General features: G+C 69.9%; 16 protein-coding genes and 1 tRNA gene. 9 read left to right on the forward strand and 8 right to left on the reverse strand.

The window, feature by feature from the left end; translation table 11 throughout:
• Window positions 1-4 precede the first annotated feature (4 nt).
• From AB0F11_RS27105 to AB0F11_RS27115, 3 genes are read left to right on the forward strand one after another with little or no spacing between them, the layout of a single operon-like run.
• Window positions 5-1,729 (forward strand): branched-chain amino acid ABC transporter permease, encoded by a 1,725-nt coding sequence (locus AB0F11_RS27105; protein WP_362178814.1) that lies wholly within the window; start codon window positions 5-7, stop codon window positions 1,727-1,729.
• A 5-nt stretch (window positions 1,730-1,734) separates the two neighbouring features.
• Window positions 1,735-2,895, forward strand: coding sequence for an ABC transporter ATP-binding protein (locus AB0F11_RS27110; protein WP_362178856.1), 1,161 nt, complete (start codon window positions 1,735-1,737; stop codon window positions 2,893-2,895).
• Window positions 2,892-3,608, forward strand: a complete 717-nt coding sequence (locus AB0F11_RS27115; protein ID WP_362178816.1) for an ABC transporter ATP-binding protein — start codon at window positions 2,892-2,894, stop codon at window positions 3,606-3,608. Before AB0F11_RS27110 ends, AB0F11_RS27115 begins: the two co-directional genes overlap by 4 nt.
• Window positions 3,609-3,715: 107 nt before the next feature.
• Here the strand turns inward: AB0F11_RS27115 and AB0F11_RS27120 are convergent, their stop codons facing one another.
• Window positions 3,716-4,342, reverse strand: coding sequence for a response regulator (locus tag AB0F11_RS27120; RefSeq protein WP_362178859.1), 627 nt, complete (start codon window positions 4,340-4,342; stop codon window positions 3,716-3,718).
• Between the two features lie 120 nt (window positions 4,343-4,462).
• On the opposite strand from AB0F11_RS27120, the gene AB0F11_RS27125 reads away from it, so the two are divergent.
• From AB0F11_RS27125 to AB0F11_RS27145, 5 genes are all read left to right on the forward strand, one after another.
• Window positions 4,463-4,546: transfer RNA gene (locus tag AB0F11_RS27125), tRNA-Leu, on the forward strand.
• 84 nt (window positions 4,547-4,630) lie between these two features.
• A complete protein-coding gene (locus AB0F11_RS27130) occupies window positions 4,631-5,419 on the forward strand; it encodes a helix-turn-helix domain-containing protein (RefSeq protein WP_362178819.1) in 789 nt (262 codons plus the stop codon).
• A 19-nt stretch (window positions 5,420-5,438) separates the two neighbouring features.
• Window positions 5,439-6,206, forward strand: coding sequence for a helix-turn-helix domain-containing protein (locus tag AB0F11_RS27135; RefSeq protein ID WP_362178821.1), 768 nt, complete (start codon window positions 5,439-5,441; stop codon window positions 6,204-6,206).
• Window positions 6,207-6,244: 38 nt separating this feature from the next.
• On the forward strand, window positions 6,245-7,018 hold the full coding sequence (locus AB0F11_RS27140; RefSeq protein ID WP_362178824.1) for a MerR family transcriptional regulator: 774 nt from the start codon (window positions 6,245-6,247) through the stop codon (window positions 7,016-7,018).
• A gap of 53 nt (window positions 7,019-7,071) precedes the next feature.
• Window positions 7,072-7,263, forward strand: a complete 192-nt coding sequence (locus tag AB0F11_RS27145; RefSeq protein WP_362178827.1) for a hypothetical protein — start codon at window positions 7,072-7,074, stop codon at window positions 7,261-7,263.
• 2 nt (window positions 7,264-7,265) lie between these two features.
• Here the strand turns inward: AB0F11_RS27145 and AB0F11_RS27150 are convergent, their stop codons facing one another.
• The 3 genes from AB0F11_RS27150 to AB0F11_RS27160 all read right to left on the reverse strand — a co-directional run bounded on the left by AB0F11_RS27150 (window position 7,266) and on the right by AB0F11_RS27160 (window position 10,438).
• On the reverse strand, window positions 7,266-7,931 hold the full coding sequence (locus AB0F11_RS27150) for a hypothetical protein (protein ID WP_362178830.1): 666 nt from the start codon (window positions 7,929-7,931) through the stop codon (window positions 7,266-7,268).
• A 238-nt stretch (window positions 7,932-8,169) separates the two neighbouring features.
• A complete protein-coding gene (gene pyk / locus AB0F11_RS27155; RefSeq protein ID WP_362178833.1) occupies window positions 8,170-9,597 on the reverse strand; it encodes a pyruvate kinase in 1,428 nt (475 codons plus the stop codon).
• A gap of 133 nt (window positions 9,598-9,730) precedes the next feature.
• Window positions 9,731-10,438, reverse strand: coding sequence for an SIMPL domain-containing protein (locus tag AB0F11_RS27160; protein WP_362178836.1), 708 nt, complete (start codon window positions 10,436-10,438; stop codon window positions 9,731-9,733).
• 129 nt (window positions 10,439-10,567) lie between these two features.
• On the opposite strand from AB0F11_RS27160, the gene AB0F11_RS27165 reads away from it, so the two are divergent.
• The gene (locus tag AB0F11_RS27165; RefSeq protein WP_362178839.1) at window positions 10,568-12,394 is read left to right on the forward strand and encodes a 5'-nucleotidase C-terminal domain-containing protein; all 1,827 of its coding nucleotides are present in this window, start codon (window positions 10,568-10,570) and stop codon (window positions 12,392-12,394) included.
• 69 nt (window positions 12,395-12,463) lie between these two features.
• Here the strand turns inward: AB0F11_RS27165 and AB0F11_RS27170 are convergent, their stop codons facing one another.
• From AB0F11_RS27170 to AB0F11_RS27185, 4 genes are all read right to left on the reverse strand, one after another.
• A complete protein-coding gene (locus tag AB0F11_RS27170; protein WP_362178841.1) occupies window positions 12,464-12,589 on the reverse strand; it encodes a hypothetical protein in 126 nt (41 codons plus the stop codon).
• Between the two features lie 157 nt (window positions 12,590-12,746).
• Window positions 12,747-13,484 carry a hypothetical protein gene (locus AB0F11_RS27175; protein ID WP_362178844.1) on the reverse strand — a complete coding sequence of 246 codons (738 nt, stop codon included), beginning with the start codon at window positions 13,482-13,484 and terminating at the stop codon, window positions 12,747-12,749.
• 62 nt (window positions 13,485-13,546) lie between these two features.
• The gene (locus tag AB0F11_RS27180; protein WP_362178847.1) at window positions 13,547-14,956 is read right to left on the reverse strand and encodes a SidA/IucD/PvdA family monooxygenase; all 1,410 of its coding nucleotides are present in this window, start codon (window positions 14,954-14,956) and stop codon (window positions 13,547-13,549) included.
• A complete protein-coding gene (locus AB0F11_RS27185; RefSeq protein ID WP_362178862.1) occupies window positions 14,953-16,356 on the reverse strand; it encodes an aminotransferase class V-fold PLP-dependent enzyme in 1,404 nt (467 codons plus the stop codon). The genes AB0F11_RS27180 and AB0F11_RS27185 overlap by 4 nt, the downstream gene beginning before the upstream one ends.
• Window positions 16,357-16,636: the final 280 nt, after the last annotated feature.

The following is a 16,636-nucleotide window of genomic DNA, read 5'->3' on the forward strand; positions in this document are numbered from 1 at the left end:
AACCATGACCACCAACGAAGCCACCCTGGAACCCGGCATCGCCGAGGAGACCGCCAGCAGCACCACCATGCTGTACGCCATCGCCGGCGGCTCGCTCCTCACCATCGTCAGCGCCTTCACCGCCTGGACCTGGACCGCCGCCTTCCCCGGCGACCTCACCATCTACGGCAACCCGGCGCCCCTCCAGCTCCTCAGCCTCTTCGGCGCACTCCTCACCGGCCTCTACGCCCTCTCCGCCCTCGGCGTCAAGGGCCTCGGCTGGCTCGCCCCCAAGGGCACCCGCAACGCCCTGCGGTTCCTCGCCCTCGGTGCCGCCGCCACCACCTGGTTCACGGCCATCGCCATCTCGGTCGAACTCGGCGGCGTCGTCAACCTCGAACCCGGCGCCTACCTCGCCCTCGTCGGCTCCCTGATCCCGGCCATCGCCGCGTTCAAGCTCCCCGACGACACCCGCAAGGCCACCGCCGCCAAGAAGCTGCCCTCCTGGGCCGAGATCCTGATCATCGTCGGCGTCTACGCCTTCGCCCTGTACGTGATCACCTTCGGCATCGACACCGATGACAAGGAACCGCAGCTCTTCATCGCGTACCTGATCACGGTCAGCCTCGCCGCCACCGGACTCCTCAAGTCCGGCGTCACCGACCGCTTCACCGAGATCACCGCGAACAACCGCCAGGTCACCATCATCGCGACCATGGCCGCCTTCGTCGCCTTCCCCTTCATCCAGCAGAGCGGCGACACCTACACCCTCATCGCGGTCAACATCCTGATCTTCGCGACCGTCGCCCTCGGCCTCAACGTCGTCGTCGGCCTCGCCGGCCTCCTCGACCTCGGTTACGTCGCCTTCCTCGGCGTCGGCGCCTACACCGCCGCCCTGGTCTCCGGAAGCACCGCCTCCGCCTTCGGCGTACACCTCCCCTTCTGGGCCGCCGTCATCGTCGGCGCCCTCGCCTCCCTGGTCTTCGGCGTCGTCATCGGCGCCCCGACCCTCCGCCTGCGCGGCGACTACCTCGCCATCGTCACCCTCGGCTTCGGAGAAATCTTCCGCATCGCCATGGGCAACCTCGACGGCACCTCCGGCCCCCAGGTCACCAACGGACCCAACGGCATCCCCAACATCCCCCACCTCGACCTCTTCGGGTGGAACTTCGGGGAGTCCCACACCGTCTTCGGCATCACCCTCGGCGCCTACGCCAACTACTACCTCCTGATGCTCCTCGTGATGGCCCTCGTCATCACGGTCTTCGCCCGCGCCGGCAACAGCCGCATCGGCCGCGCCTGGGTCGCCATCCGCGAGGACGAGACCGCCGCCGAAGCCATGGGCATCAACGGCTTCCGCGTCAAGCTCATCGCCTTCGCCCTCGGCGCCACCCTCGCCGGCCTCGCCGGCACCGTCCAGGCCCACGTCAACACCACGGTCGTCCCCGAGAACTACGTCTTCGCCGGCCCCGTCCCGCCGAACTCCGCGTTCCTCCTCGCCGCCGTCATCCTCGGCGGCATGGGCACCATCCGCGGCCCGATCCTCGGCTCGGCGCTCCTCTTCCTCATCCCGGCGAAGCTCCAGTTCCTCCAGGACTACCAGCTCCTCGGCTTCGGCATCGCCCTCATCCTGCTCATGCGCCTGCGCCCCGAAGGCCTCATCGCCAACAAGCGTGCACAGCTCGAGTACCACGACGAAACCGCTGACCAGGCCCCCACCGACCTGGCCACCGCCAAGGCGGGTGCGTGAACACCATGACCACCAGCACCGACACCACCACCAAGCCCGCCGCCACCCCGGCCGGCGAGACCGTCCTCGAAGCCAAGGGCGTCACCATGCGCTTCGGCGGCCTCACCGCCGTCAAGGGCGTCGACCTCCAGGTCAACTCGGGCGAGATCGTCGGACTCATCGGCCCCAACGGCGCCGGCAAGACCACCTTCTTCAACTGCCTGACCGGCCTGTACGTCCCCACCGAGGGCACCGTCAGCTACAAGGGCACCGTCCTGCCGCCCAAGCCCCACCTCGTCACCACGGCAGGCATCGCCCGCACCTTCCAGAACATCCGCCTCTTCGCCAACATGACGGTCCTGGAGAACGTCCTCGTCGGACGCCACACCCGGACCAAGGAAGGCCTCTGGTCGGCCCTCCTGCGCGGCCCCGGCTTCAAGAAGGCCGAAGCCGCCTCCGAGGCCCGCGCCATGGAACTCCTCGAGTTCATCGGCCTGGAGCACAAGGCCCAGCACCTGGCGAAGAACCTCCCCTACGGCGAGCAGCGCAAGCTCGAAATCGCCCGCGCCCTCGCCAGCGACCCCGGCCTCCTGCTCCTCGACGAGCCCACCGCCGGCATGAACCCGCAGGAAACCCGCGCCGCCGAAGAACTCATCTTCGCCATCCGGGACATGGGCATCGCCGTCCTCGTCATCGAGCACGACATGCGCTTCATCTTCAACCTCTGCGACCGCGTCGCCTGCCTGGTCCAGGGCGAGAAGCTCATCGAGGGCACCGCCGCCGAGGTCCAGGGCGACGAGCGCGTCATCGCCGCCTACCTCGGCGAGCCCTTCGAAGGCGACCCGGGCGCGGCGGAGGCCGCGGAGGTCGAAGCCGCCGAGGCGGCCGCCGCCGAGCAGGCCGACGCGGAGCAGGCCGACGCGGAGCCCGCCGAGGCCGACGACACCCCCGACGCCGACGCCCCGCAGGCCGACGCCCCCGAGGCCGACGCCCCCGAGGCGGCAGCCGCGGACGCCACGGACGCCGAGGCCGAGGCCGAGACCACCGAGGCCGAGACCACCGAGGCCGAGGTCGAGACCACCGAGGCCGAGACCACCGAGGCCGAGGTCGCCGAGGCCGAGACCACCGAGGCCGCTGACGCGGCACCGGCGGACAGCACCACCAGCAAGGACGGAGAAGCCAAGTGACCGCACTCCTCGAGGTCAACGACCTCAAGGTCGCCTACGGCAAGATCGAGGCCGTCAAGGGCATCTCCTTCACCGTCGAAGAAGGCCAGATCGTCTGCCTCGTCGGCACCAACGGCGCCGGCAAGACCACCACCCTGCGCACGCTCTCCGGACTCATCAAGCCCCGCTCCGGAAGCATCACCTTCGACGGCCAGCCCCTCGGCAGCGTACCCGCGCACAAGATCGTCTCCCTGGGCCTCGCCCACTCCCCCGAGGGACGCCACATCTTCCCCCGGCTGACGATCGCCGAGAACCTCCAGCTCGGAGCCTTCCTGCGCTCCGACAAGGACGGCATCGAGAAGGACATCCAGCGCGCCTACGAGATGTTCCCCATCCTGGGCGAACGCCGCAAGCAGGCCGCCGGCACCCTCTCGGGCGGTGAGCAGCAGATGCTCGCCATGGGCCGGGCCCTCATGTCCCAGCCCAAGCTGCTCATGCTGGACGAGCCCTCCATGGGCCTCTCCCCGCTGATGATGCAGAAGATCATGTCCACCATCGCCGAGCTCAAGTCCACGGGCATGACCATCCTGCTCGTCGAGCAGAACGCCCAGGCGGCGCTCTCGCTGGCCGACCAGGCCCACGTGATGGAGATCGGCAAGATCGTGCTCTCCGGCACCGGCCGGGACCTCCTCCACAACGAGGACGTCCGCAAGGCCTACCTCGGCGAGGACTGACCCGCCCCGGACACGCCACGAGGCCCGCCACCGAACCCGGTGGCGGGCCTCACGCGTACCTCGGCGCCGGACGCCGGAAAGGGGGCAAGACGCCGAACAGGGGGGAGCTACCCCTTGGCGGCGTTCTTCTTCTCCTCGGCGTCCTCGATGACCGCCTCGGCGACCTGCTGCATCGACATGCGGCGGTCCATCGACGTCTTCTGGATCCAGCGGAACGCCGCCGGCTCCGTCAGCCCGTACTGCGTCTGCAGGATGCTCTTGGCCCGGTCCACCAGCTTGCGCGTCTCCAGGCGCTGCGAGAGGTCCGCGACCTCCTTCTCCAGCGCCCGCAGCTCCGCGAACCGGGACACGGCCATCTCGATGGCCGGCACGACGTCGCTCTTGCTGAACGGCTTCACCAGGTACGCCATGGCCCCGGCGTCCCGGGCCCGCTCGACCAGGTCGCGCTGCGAGAACGCGGTGAGCATCAGCACCGGGGCGATGGACTCCTCCGCGATCTTCTCCGCGGCGGAGATCCCGTCGAGCACGGGCATCTTCACGTCCAGGATCACCAGGTCGGGCCGGTGCTCACGGGCCAGCTCGACGGCGCTCTGCCCGTCCCCGGCCTCGCCGACCACGGAGTAGCCCTCCTCCTCGAGCATCTCTTTGAGGTCGAGACGGATGAGCGCCTCGTCCTCGGCGATGACGACACGGGTCGTCAGCGGCGGAACGTGCGACTGGTCGGCGTCGGGCATGGGCGTCGACTCGTGCTCGGCGGTCACGGATGGCTCCTCGATGCGGGCTGGACTGCTGGGATGAGCCTACCTAGCAGCGCTGCCGCGCGGTCACCCGGTACACTCCGACGTGGCACTCCCGCCGGGTTGGCGCAACTGGCTGACGCGGAGGTCTCAAACACCTCTGTCCGAGAGGACGTGTGGGTTCGAATCCCATACCCGGCACTGTCCGAAAAGCGGACGTTCACCTTCGCGTGAACGTTCGCTTTTTACTACACATAGCCACTTCGCATCACGCACAGTGGCGGCATGGGATTCCACCGCCTCGAAGTACGCCAAACGGCCCTTGCCCTGCTCCGCGATGGCATACGGAATGCCGAGGTGGCTCGACGCCTGAGCGTTCCGCTCGGCACTGTCAGCTACTGGAAGCACATGGATCGGGCCAAGCGTGGCGAGTGCCCCGGGCCGCACCGGCCCGACTGCCCCCGCTGTGACGGCCACGCGTTGGACACCGAGGCCTACGCGTACCTGCTGGGCCTCTACCTGGGCGACGGCCACATAAGCCGCTACTCGGCCCACCGGGTACCCAATCTCATGGTCACCTGCGACGATCGCTGGCCCGGCATCATGGAGGCCGCCGAGCAGGCCATGCGGCGGGTGTTCCCCTTCAACCAGGTCTGCCGAGTGCGCAAGGTCGGCTGCCACAACGTCAAGGTCTACTCGAAGCATCTTCTATGCATGTTCCCCCAGCACGGGCCGGGCAGAAAGCACGAGCGGCGCATCATCCTCGAACCTTGGCAGCAGGAGATCGTCGACGCGCACCCCTGGAAGTTCATCCGGGGTCTGATTCACTCCGACGGGTGCCGGATCACCAACTGGACGACCCGGATCGTCGGCGGGGTGAAGAAGCGCTACGAGTACCCGCGCTACTTCTTCACCAACAAGTCGGACGACATCCGGAAGCTCTGCACCGACACCCTCACCAAGGTTGGCGTCCAGTGGACTGTCCTGGCACGCGGCAGCGACCCGTTCAACGTCTCGGTGGCCCGCAAGGAATCCGTGGCGCTGATGGACTTACACGTCGGCCCCAAGCACTAGACCGCGAGGCTGGAAAGACATGGAACAGCACAACCCTTCGGTGCGGGAATCCGCACTCCTCCTGTTACGCGGCGGCATGAGGAACGCCGAAGTCGCCGAGCGGCTCGGGGTCCCGCGGGGCACTGTGGGCTGGTGGCGGTACGAGGACCGCAAGCGCCGGGGCGAGACCTACGTGCCGCCCACGGACTGCCCCCGGTGCACCGGCCGCGCCTTCGACCACGCGGCGTACGCCTATCTGCTGGGCCTCTACCTCGGCGACGGCCACATCATCTCCAAGTGCAAGCAGCACCACCTCTCCGTCTTCTGCGGGACTGTATGGCCCGGGCTCATAGATGCCGCCGAGGAGGCCATGCGCCGCGTGATGCCCCTCCCGAGGGTGAGCCGGCGGCAGCGCGGCGGCTGTGTGGAGGTCAAGTCGTACACACAACACTGGATATGCCTGTTCCCGCAGCACGGGCCGGGCAAGAAGAACGAGCGGCGCATCGCGCTGGAGGGTTGGCAGCAGGAGATCGTGGACGCGCCCCCTTGGGAGTTCATCCGGGGGCTCATTCACTCGGACGGCTGCCGCACGACCAACTGGACCGTGCGCAACGGCAAGCGGTACGAGTACCCGCGTTACTTCTTCACCAACACGTCCGACGACATCCGGCGCCTCTGCACCGAAACTCTGACCAAGGTCGGGGTGCGGTGGACCATTCTGGCCCGGGGCAGCAACCCCTTCAACGTCTCCATCGCCCGGAAGGAATCCGCGGCGCTCATGGACCTTCACGTCGGGGCGAAGCACTAGCTTGATCCTTACGCGGCGTCAGGATGCATGGTGGGTGCATGAACGCACCCATGTCCTGGAGAGTGGGGCCGCTTGCTGCGGCCTCCGGTCTGACCGTACGCACGCTGCACCATTGGGACGCCATAGGTCTGCTCAGTCCGTCCCGCCGCACCGCGGGCGGGCATCGGGAGTATTCCGAGGGGGACCTGGTGCGGCTGTACCAGGTGCTTGCGCTGCGCGGCCTGGGGTTGGGCCTGGAGTCGATTGCCGTCTGCCTCGACCGCGGGGTGGATCCGGTGCGGCTGGTCCGTGATCACCTGGCGAGTGTCGAGGCTTCCCTGGCCGCGCTCGGGGTGTTGCGGGATCGCCTGGTGGGGCTGGGTGAGCGGTTGGCCGCCGGGCAGGCTCCGACGGCGGATGCGCTGGTCGAGGCGTTGCGGGCGATCGGGGGTGCCGGTCCCGAGGGTGAGGGCGTGCTGCGCCGACATCTGGATGCCGAGCAGATGGGGGTTTTGCGGTCGCGGGCGGCCGGGTTGGCGGATGCGGCTCATTACCTGCTGGAGGTGGAGTGGCCCGAGCTGTATCGGCGGGTGGATCGGCTGCGGGTGGCCGGGACTCCTGTCGCGGATCCGGCGGTACGGCGGCTGGTTGCCCGTATGGACGAGCTGAGCGTGTTGTTCACCGGTGGGGACGCCGGTATCGCGGCTGGTGTGCGGGGTGCTTGGCAGGAGGATCCGGCCGCCATGTCCGGGGAGCCCGCCGATGCCGTGGCCGATGAGTGGCGTGAGTTGGCCGCCTATGTGGATGCGGCTCGTCGGGCTGCGGGGGCCTGACGGGCCCGGCACGTCCTTTTCACTGTTGTTCGATGGACTTGAGGAGTTGTGTGGTGAGTCGTCGTATCCGGGTGCGGATCGCCTTCCTTTCGGCGGTGCCCACTTTCCTGGCTGTTCTGGTGTGTTGCTCTCTGGCCGTGCTCGGCGCGATGCCGGGTGAGGTGTTCGTTGCCCTGCCGGTTGCGGTGGTGGTGCATGCGGCCGTGACGTTCGTTCGGCTGGGGCCGGGGCGGTCGCTGGTGTGAGGTCAGGGGCGGGCGTAGGAGCCGAGGCCGATCAGGCAGTAGACGTATTCGTTGATGGGGACGCCGTTGCGGGTGTAGCTGTGGGAGAAGGCGTACTGGGTGTCGGAGTTGGCGTTGCAGCGGTCCATGTCCTTGGTGAAGGAGAAGCGCTGGATGACGCGGTAGTGGGCGTCGGAGGCGGAGCAGGGGACTTCCTTCACGCCGGTGACGCGGGTGGCGGTGGTGGAGTCGGGGAGGCTGCCGTTGAGGCAGGTGCCCTCGTCGTAGGGGCTGGGTTCGGGGGCAGCGGTGGTCGGGTCGAGGTCGAGGTTCAGGGAGGGCAGGGGGGCCGGGGAGTAGGAGTACGTGGGGGTGGCGCGGGCCGTGGGGCGCTTGTGGTCGTCGTCGTTGTTGCTGAGGGCGACGATGCCGGCGATGACGGCGATGGCGATGACCAGGCCCAGGAGGCAGCCCAGGGGGTTGGACTTGGCGGGTGGTGCGGGGGCGCCGGCGATCTGGATGCGGAGGAGGACTTCGCGGTCGCCGATGCGGGCGCGGACGAGGTCGCCGTTGCGGGCGGGTGGGATGCGGAGGGTGGCGGTGGTGCCGTCGGGCAGGGGGACGGTGATCACGACGCCGGTGGCGGCTTGTTGCGGCGTGAGGGATATGGGGGTTTCCTGCGACGACACCGGCTGCTCCAAGTGGGGTGGGGTGGTGCGGGTGTTTCGTTGCCGACTCCATGGATTGTGCCGTGGGGCGGGGTGGTGACGCAGTGATTCCGGTTCCTTTCCCCACCTCCTCTCCCCTCGTCTCCCCCTCTCTCCCCGTCCTCCCCTCGTCTCGCCCTCGCCTCCCCTTACGGCTGCGCCCCCGGCCGGTGTACGGGTCCGGGCGGGGGCGTGCGGGGCGGTGGGGAGGGGCGGCCGACTAGCGGACCGCGTCGCCGATGTGGTGGACGCGGACGAGGTTGGTGGAGCCGGTGACTCCGGGCGGGGAGCCGGCGGTGATGACGACGACGTCGCCGCGTACGCAGCGGCCGATCCGCAGGAGTTCCTCCTCGACCTGGGCGACCATCGCGTCGGTGGAGTCGACGTGGGGTCCGAGGAAGGTTTCCACGCCCCAGGTGAGGTTGAGCTGGGAGCGGGTGGCGGGGTCGGGGGTGAAGGCGAGGAGGGGGATGGGTGAGCGGTAGCGGGAGAGCCGGCGGACGGTGTCGCCGCTCTGGGTGAAGGCGACGAGGAATTTGGCGCCGAGGAAGTCGCCCATTTCGGCGGCTGCGCGGGCGACGGCTCCGCCCTGGGTGCGGGGCTTGTTGCGGTCGGTGAGCGGGGGGAGGCCCTTGGCGAGGATGTCCTCTTCGGCGGCTTCGACGATGCGGGACATGGTTTTGACGGTGTCGACGGGGTATTTGCCGACGCTGGTTTCGCCGGAGAGCATGACGGCGTCGGTGCCGTCGATGACGGCGTTGGCGACGTCGGAGGCTTCGGCGCGGGTGGGGCGGGAGTTGTCGATCATCGAGTCGAGCATTTGGGTGGCGACGATGACCGGTTTGGCGTTGCGCTTGGCGAGTTTGATGGCGCGCTTTTGGACGATGGGGACTTGTTCGAGAGGCATTTCGACGCCGAGGTCGCCGCGGGCGACCATGATGCCGTCGAATGCGGCGACGATTTCGTCGATGACCTCGACGGCCTGGGGCTTTTCCACCTTGGCGATGACGGGGAGGCGGCGGCCTTCCTCGTCCATGATGCGGTGGACGTCCTCGATGTCGCGGCCGCTGCGGACGAAGGAGAGGGCGATGACGTCGGCGCCGGTGCGCAGGGCCCAGCGGAGGTCGTCGATGTCCTTGTCGGAGAGGGCGGGGACGGAGACGGCGACTCCGGGGAGGTTGAGTCCCTTGTGGTCGGAGACCATGCCGCCTTCGATGACGCGGGTGTGGACGCGGGGGCCGTCGACGGCGGTGACTTCGAGGCTGACGCGGCCGTCGTCGACGAGGATGCGTTCGCCGGTGGTGACGTCGGCGGCGAGTCCCTTGTAGGTGGTGCCGCAGGTGTGGCGGTCGCCTTCGACGTCTTCGACGGTGATGGTGAAGGTGTCGCCGCGTTCAAGGAGTACGGGGCCTTCGCTGAAGCGGCCGAGGCGGATCTTCGGGCCTTGAAGGTCGGCGAGGATGCCGACGCTGCGGCCGGTCTCGTCGGAGGCCTTGCGTACGCGCTGGTAGCGCTCCTCGTGTTCGGCGTAGGTGCCGTGGCTGAGGTTGAGGCGGGCGATGTCCATTCCGGCTTCGACCAGGGCTTTGATCTGGTCGTATGAGTCGGTTGCGGGGCCCAGGGTACATACGATTTTTGCTCGGCGCATGGGGCGAGCGTATGCCCCTACCAATGGGTAGGTAATTGGTTCCGGGTGTCCACTCAACAACCTTTGGGCAAAAGGTTGTTGACAATTGTTGAATGTGCGCGGGGGTGCTCTGATGAGCACCCCCGCGGGCGTTTCAGAGCTGCGGCGGCGTCATCGTGAAGCGGGCGTCGACCTGGGCGAAAACGGTCTGCCGCTGGGGTTCGAGGTCGAGGGGCGGCGCGGCGGATTCCGCATCGCCGGCGAAGGCCATGGAGCGCATGCCGCCGCCCGCGGGCCGCGCGCCGTAGGGGGTGGCGTTCTCGGAGCCGATGTCCGCGAGCTCGACGAGGGCGGCGAGTTCGGCGCCGAGGGCGACGGCGTACTCGCGGGCGCGCTGGACGGCTTCGAGGACGGCCTGGCGGCGGGCCTCGCCGTGGGCGGGCGAGGTGGGGCGCAGGGCCCACCAGGGGCCGTCGACGCTGGTGAGTTCGAGGTCGGCGAGGCGGGTGGTGAGCTCGCCGAGGGCGGTGAAGTCGCTGAGTTCGGCGGTGACGTGGACGCGGCCGTGGTAGGCGCGGATGCGTTCGGCGCGGCCGTGGCGGGTGAGTTCGGGGGTGATGGAGAAGGCGCCGGTCTCGAGTTTTTCGACGGCTTCGCCGTAGCTCTTGACGAGTTCGAGGACGGTGGTGTTGCGGCGGGTGAGGTCTTCGAGGGCGGTGCGCCGGTCGGTGCCGCGGGCGCTGACGGTGATGCCGATGCGGGCGATTTCGGGTTCGACTTCGAGCCGGGCTTCGCCGCGGACGGCGACGCGGGGGACCTCGGGGGTGCCGTAGGGCTGGTGGGGTGCGTCCTGGGTGGTCATGGATTCACTGTCGCACTGCCATGTGCTGCGGTGTGGTCATCGTTTCGAAACCTGGCGGGGGTGTTGCGGCTTGTTACCCATCAGTCAGAATCTACGCGCGTTGTACAGGCCTCAACAGGGGAGATGTAAATGGCGTTCGACCGCAGGACGTTTCTGGGCACCACGGCTGCCACCGGCGCGGCCGTGGCTCTGGCGGGGGCCACGAGCACCCCGGCCGCCGCGGCTGATGCACCTGCCGCTTCCGGTTCTGCTTCTGCTGCTTCTTCCAAGACCCCGCGGACGTACGCGTTCACGGTGATGGGGACGACCGATCTGCACGGGAACGTCTTCAACTGGGACTACTTCACGGACAAGGAGTTCGACGACAAGGCGCACAACGACGTCGGCCTGGCGAAGATCTCGACGCTGGTGGAGCGGGTGCGGGCGGAGAAGGGGCGCTGCAACACCCTCCTCATCGATGCGGGTGACACCATCCAGGGCACGCAGCTGTCGTACTACTACGCGAAGGTCGACCCGATCACGGCGCGGCGCGGTCCGGTGCACCCGATGGCGCAGGCGATGAACGCGATCGGCTACGACGCGGCGGCGCTCGGGAACCACGAGTTCAACTACGGCATCCCGGTGCTGCGCAAGTTCCAGGAGCAGTGCCGTTTCCCGCTGCTGGGGGCGAACGCGCTGGATGCGAAGACGCTGCAGCCGGCGTTCCCGCCGTACAGCATGCACCGGCTGCGCACGCCGCACGGGCCGGACGTGAAGGTGGCGGTGCTGGGGCTGACGAACCCGGGCATCGCGATCTGGGACAAGGCGAACGTCCAGGGGAAGATGACGTTCCCGGGGCTGGAGGAGCAGGCGGCGAAGTACGTGCCGCGGCTGCGGTCGATGGGCGCGGACGTGGTGATCGTGTCGGCGCACTCGGGGTCGAGCGGCACGTCGTCGTACGGTGACCAGCTGCCGTACATCGAGAACGCGGCGGGTCTGGTGGCGGAGCAGGTGCCGGGGATCGACGCGATCCTGGTGGGGCACGCGCACACGGAGATCCCGGAGTACCGGGTGAAGAACAAGGCGACCGGCAAGGACGTGGTGCTGTCGGAGCCGCTGAAGTGGGGGCAGCGGCTGACGCTGTTCGACTTCGAGCTGACGTGGGCGAAGGGCCGCTGGTCGGTGGCGAAGGTGTCGGCGCAGGTGCTGAACTCCAACACGGCCGAGGAGGACCCGAAGATCGTGCGGCTGCTGTCGGACGAGCACCGCAAGGTGGTGGCGTACGTCAACCAGGTGATCGGCACCTCCACGCAGGCGATGTCGTCGGCGGAGGGTCCGGTGAAGGACGTCGCGATCATCGACCTGATCAACCACGTTCAGGCGGAGACGGTGAAGGGGGCGCTGGCCGGTACGGAGTGGGCGGCGCTGCCGGTGCTGTCGCAGGCTTCGTGCTTCTCGCGGACGGCGGCGATTCCGGCGGGGCAGGTGACGATCAAGGATGCGGCGGGCCTGTACCCGTTCGAGAACACGCTGGAGGCGCGGCTGCTGACGGGTGCGCAGCTGAAGGACTACCTGGAGTACTCGGCGAAGTACTTCGTGCAGACGGCTCCGGGTGAGGTGGTGGATCCGGCGAAGATCACGAACGCGGAGGCGACTCCGGACTACAACTACGACGCGGTGTACGGGCTGTCGTACGACATCGACATCGCGCAGCCGAAGGGTTCGCGGATCTCGGGGCTGTCGTTCCAGGGCAAGCCGGTGGATCCGGCGGCGCGGTTCGTGCTGGCGGTGAACAACTACCGGGCCTCGGGCGGCGGGGCGTTCCCGCACGTGCCGCAGGCGAAGCAGCTGTGGGCGAACTCGGACGAGATCCGCAACACGATCATCCAGTGGGTGAAGGCGAAGGGGACGGTCGACCCGGCGCAGTTCGCGTCGGTGGACTGGCGCCTGACGCGGGCCGGCGTACCGGTGTTCTAGCCGGTTCGCGGTGCTGGGGGGCGGGGGCCACGCCGGTGGTCTCCGGCCCCCGGCCCTCGCCGAACCGGGTCACGCCGCCCGGATGCTGAGCTGCGACACGTCACGCGCCATGTTCATCAGCCGCCTGGTCACCTCGTCCACGCCGTACCGGGCGGGCACTCTCCGGCCGCGCAGGGTGCGGTCCCGGCTGATCATCTTCTCCAGGAAGGCCTCGTAGACGAGGGCCCGGCGTTTCTCGGGCGCGCCGAAGCTGTGGACGGCGCTCCGCCTTCGAGTCTCGGTCCGGCGTCGTTGAGGAAGCCGTGCACCACGGAGACGGGGAGCGGCTGGACGACGACGGCTCCGTTGACGGTCAGCCGCTCGGGGAGGGCCTCGTACTCGTCGGTTCTGCAGGAGACTGCGATGCCGCCCTGGGGGTGCCCGTCGGCGGAGAGGAATCCGTTGATCTCGGTGGCGCATTGCTTGTGGCGACCCGGATCGACTTCGTCCAGAGGAAGACCGGAACGGGCGCCTCGCCGTCCGTCATGGCCCGTTCGGCCAGCGCCTGGGTCAGCTCCAGCATGTGGACCGTCTTGCCGGCGCCGGGCGCGCCGAGGACGAGGAGCTGCGAGCCGTGCTGCTCGTACACCGTTCGCATCCTGGTGCCGTGGGGCAGTGGCGTGCCGGTCTGTGTGGTGAGGCGTGTTGCTGCCCAGGGGTCGTCGACGGCGTCGGGTGAGTCCAGCAGGCCGAGCTCGATGCGGACGGTGTCGTCCCATCGGTGGTCCAGGTCGCGGGTCCACGTCTGGTGGACGCGGTGCAGTAGTCCGTTTCTGGCCCGTTGGAGCCGTTCCGGGGTGATCTCCGGCAGCCCGTCGGCGGTCTCCGTTCGGGAGCGCCGGTACCGGATGTACATCGCGGTCCCGGCGACCGCCAGGGCGGCCGCCGTGCCGAGTGCCAGATACCGGGGTCTTTCACCGAAGGCCGCTTTGAACAGGTCGGGGAGCAGGCCCGCGGCCGTCTCGGCGGCAAGGAACAGAGTCAGGGCGATCAGGCCGGTGATGATCCAGCCCTTGCCGGCACGCCGCGGGCGTCGTCCGGGTTCCAGCATCAACTCCCCCGTTGTGCCGTGGCTTTGGCGGCACACCATAGCAGCGCGTCACCTGTCCGGGGCTACGGGTGGTCCACGAGGGGGCGGAGTTCGACGGTGGGGCGGGGGCGGGCGGGTTCGCGGTGTTCGAGGCCGAAGGTGGTGAAGGCGGTGCGGGTGGGTTCGGGGTAGGGGTTCTTGCCCGTGAGGGTGTTGAGGATGGCGGCGCTGCGCCAGGCGGCGAGGCCGAGGTCGGGGGCGCCGACGCCGTGGGTGTGGCGTTCGCCGTTCTGGACGAAGATGCTGCCGGTGACGCCGGGGTCGAGGACCATGCGGTGGCGTTCGTCGATGCGGGGGCGGCCGGAGGAGTCCTTGCGCAGGTACGGGTCGAGGCCGGCGAGGAGCCGGGTGAGGGGGCGTTCCCGGTAGCCGGTGGCGAGTACGACGGCGTCGGTGGTGAGGCGGGAGCGGGCGCTCTGCTCGGCGTGTTCGAGGTGGAGTTCGACCTTGGTGGTGGCGACGCGGCCGGCGGTGCGGACGGTGACGCCGGGGGTGAGGACGGCGTCGGGCCAGCCGCCGTGGAGGGTGCGGGTGTAGAGCTCGTGGTGGATGGCGGCGATGGTGTCGGTGTCGATGCCCTTGTGGAGCTGCCATTGGGCGGGGATGAGCCGGTCGCGGACGGCTTCGGGCAGGGAGTGGAAGTAGCGGGTGTAGTCGGGGGTGAAGTGTTCCAGGCCGAGCTTGCTGTACTCCATGGGGGCGAAGGAGGGGGTGCGGGCGAGCCAGGTGAGGCGTTCGCGGCCGGCGGGGCGGGAGCGCAGAAGGTCGAGGAAGACTTCCGCGCCGGACTGGCCGGATCCGATGACGGTGACGTGGTCGGCGCCGAGGATGCGGGCGCGGTGGTCGAGGTAGTCGGCGGAGTGGATGACGGGGACGGTGGGCGCCTCGACGAGGGGGCGCAGGGGTTCGGGGACGTACGGGGCGGTGCCGATGCCGAGGACGAGGTGGCGGGTGTGGGTGCGGCCGAGGGCTTCGGCTTCGCCGTCGGCGTCGAGCTGGGTGAAGTCGACTTCGAAGAGGTCGTGTTCGTGGTTCCAGCGGACGGCGTCGACCTGGTGGCCGAAGTGGAGTCCGGGGAGGCGGTCGGCGACCCAGCGGCAGTAGGCGTCGTATTCGGCGCGCTGGATGTGGAACTGCTGGGCGAAGTAGAAGGGGTAGAGGCGCTCTTTGTGCTTGAGGTAGTTGAGGAAGCTCCAGGGGCTGGCGGGGTCGGCGAGGGTGACGAGGTCGGCGAGGAAGGGGACCTGGAGGGTGGTGCCGTCGATGAGGAGCCCGGGGTGCCAGCGGAAGGTGCGGCGTTCGTCGTAGAAGGCGGTGGCGAGTGCGCCTGCACCCTGGGCGGGCAGGCCGTGGGCGAGGGCGGCGAGGGAGAGGTTGAAGGGGCCGATGCCGATTCCGACGAGGTCGTGGGGTGCATCGAGTGGGGCGGTCATCGGCGGTTGCTGCCTTCCAGGAGGGTGACGAGGGTGTCCAGGTCCTGAGGGGTGGTGTGGGGGTTGAGGAGGGTGGCCTTGAGCCAGAGGCGGCCGTCGGCGGTGGCGCGGCCGAGGACGGCGTGGCCGGTGTGCAGGAGGGTGCGGCGCAGGTCGGCGAGGGTTTTGTCGTCGGTGTGGGTGGGGCGGAAGAGGACGGTGGTGAGGGTGGGTGGGGCGTGGAGTTCGAAGGCAGGGTGGGCGTCTAGGCGGGCGGCGAGCTGGTGGGCGAGCTCGCAGGTGCGGTCGACGAGGTGGGCGAGGCCGTCGCGGCCGAGGGCGCGCAGGGTGGCGGCGATCTTGAAGGCGTCGGGGCGGCGGGTGGTGCGCAGGGAGCGGCCGAGGAGGTCGGGGAGGCCCGCTTCGGTGTCGTCGGCGGGGTTGAGGTAGTCGGCCCGGTGGGCGAGGGGGGCCAGCAGGCGGGTGTCGGGGACGGCCAGGAGGCCTGCGGCGACGGGCTGCCAGCCGAGTTTGTGCAGGTCGATGGTGAGGGAGTGGGCGCGGTGGAGGCCGGCCAGGCGGGGGCGGTGGCGGGGGCTGAGGGCGAGGAGGCCGCCGTAGGCGGCGTCGACGTGGAGGTCGGCGCCGTGGGCTGAGCAGACGTCGGCGATGGCGTCGAGGGGGTCGATGAGGCCGGCGTCGGTGGTGCCGGCGGTGGCGGTGACGAGGGCGGGTCCGGGGATGGCGGCGAGGGCGTCGGCGAGGCGGGCGGGGTCGAGGACGCCGGAGGGGGTGGGCAGGGCGGTGGCGGGGCGCAGGCCGAGGAGCCAGGCGGCGCGGGGGACGGAGTGGTGGGCGCCCTCGCCGTGGAGGACGGTGAGGGCGGGGCCGTGGCGTTCGCGGGCGAGGAGGACGGCGAGCTGGTTGGCTTCGGTGCCGCCGGTGGTGACGAGGGCGTCGGGGGTGGCGGTGCCGGGGGCGCCGGGGGTGGCGTAGAACTCGGCGGCCAGGGCCCGGGTGACGAGGGCTTCGATCGCCGAGGCGGCGGGGGCCTGGTCCCAGGAGTCCAGGGAGGGGTTGAGGGCGCTCGCGGCGAGGTCGGCGGCGGTGGCGACGGCGAGGGGCGGGCCGTGCAGGTGGGCTGCGCACAGCGGCTCGGCGGGGTCGGCGGCGCCTTCGGCGAGGGTGTGGACGAGGGTGCGCAGGGCTTCGTGTGCACCAGTGCCGTGGGCGGGGAGCACGTCGCCGAGTGCGGCGGTGACGCGGGCGGTGACGACGTCGGGGCCGCCGGCGGGGAGCGGGCCGCCGCGCGCGCGGGCGCCGGTGGCGAGGGCGTCGAGGACGGTGTCGAGGAGGGGGCGCAGGGCGTCGGCGCCGGTACGGCCGCCGGCGAGCGGGGGTGGGGGTCCGGGCGCGGTCATGGTGTCCTCGGGGTGGGTCGGTGGCGGGGGCCGGCCCTGTTGTGCGGGCACCTGGCGGGAGGTGCGGTCGGCCGCGGTGGCGGCCCGGGCACCCGCCCGGTACAACGATCCGACCCGAACGGGGTAACCACCCCCCGGGGTTGCGGTCCGGGGGGCGTGCGGTGGGTCCGCTGCGCGGGGCCGTTCCCCACCCCGCCCCTTCCCGAAACCGGGGGCTCCGCCCCCGGACCCTCCCCCAGCGCCTCAAACGCCGGCGGGGCTGATTTCAGCCCGCGCGGCG

Origin of the sequence: Streptomyces sp. NPDC032472 (assembly GCF_040636955.1) — a bacterium.
Taxonomy (GTDB): domain Bacteria; phylum Actinomycetota; class Actinomycetes; order Streptomycetales; family Streptomycetaceae; genus Streptomyces.

Excerpts from the sequence above, each read along its gene's own strand:
- AB0F11_RS27160 (WP_362178836.1), bottom strand. The coding sequence starts at position 10,438 with ATGACCACCCAGGACGCACCCCACCAGCCCTACGGCACCCCCGAGGTC.
- AB0F11_RS27120 (WP_362178859.1), bottom strand. The coding sequence starts at position 4,342 with ATGCCCGACGCCGACCAGTCGCACGTTCCGCCGCTGACGACCCGTGTC.
- AB0F11_RS27170 (WP_362178841.1), bottom strand. The coding sequence starts at position 12,589 with ATGATCAGCCGGGACCGCACCCTGCGCGGCCGGAGAGTGCCCGCCCGG.
- AB0F11_RS27105 (WP_362178814.1), top strand. The coding sequence starts at position 5 with ATGACCACCAACGAAGCCACCCTGGAACCCGGCATCGCCGAGGAGACC.
- AB0F11_RS27185 (WP_362178862.1), bottom strand. The coding sequence starts at position 16,356 with ATGACCGCGCCCGGACCCCCACCCCCGCTCGCCGGCGGCCGTACCGGC.
- AB0F11_RS27110 (WP_362178856.1), top strand. The coding sequence starts at position 1,735 with ATGACCACCAGCACCGACACCACCACCAAGCCCGCCGCCACCCCGGCC.
- AB0F11_RS27140 (WP_362178824.1), top strand. The coding sequence starts at position 6,245 with ATGAACGCACCCATGTCCTGGAGAGTGGGGCCGCTTGCTGCGGCCTCC.
- AB0F11_RS27165 (WP_362178839.1), top strand. The coding sequence starts at position 10,568 with ATGGCGTTCGACCGCAGGACGTTTCTGGGCACCACGGCTGCCACCGGC.
- AB0F11_RS27180 (WP_362178847.1), bottom strand. The coding sequence starts at position 14,956 with ATGACCGCCCCACTCGATGCACCCCACGACCTCGTCGGAATCGGCATC.
- AB0F11_RS27135 (WP_362178821.1), top strand. The coding sequence starts at position 5,439 with ATGGAACAGCACAACCCTTCGGTGCGGGAATCCGCACTCCTCCTGTTA.
- AB0F11_RS27175 (WP_362178844.1), bottom strand. The coding sequence starts at position 13,484 with ATGCTGGAACCCGGACGACGCCCGCGGCGTGCCGGCAAGGGCTGGATC.
- AB0F11_RS27130 (WP_362178819.1), top strand. The coding sequence starts at position 4,631 with ATGGGATTCCACCGCCTCGAAGTACGCCAAACGGCCCTTGCCCTGCTC.
- pyk (WP_362178833.1), bottom strand. The coding sequence starts at position 9,597 with ATGCGCCGAGCAAAAATCGTATGTACCCTGGGCCCCGCAACCGACTCA.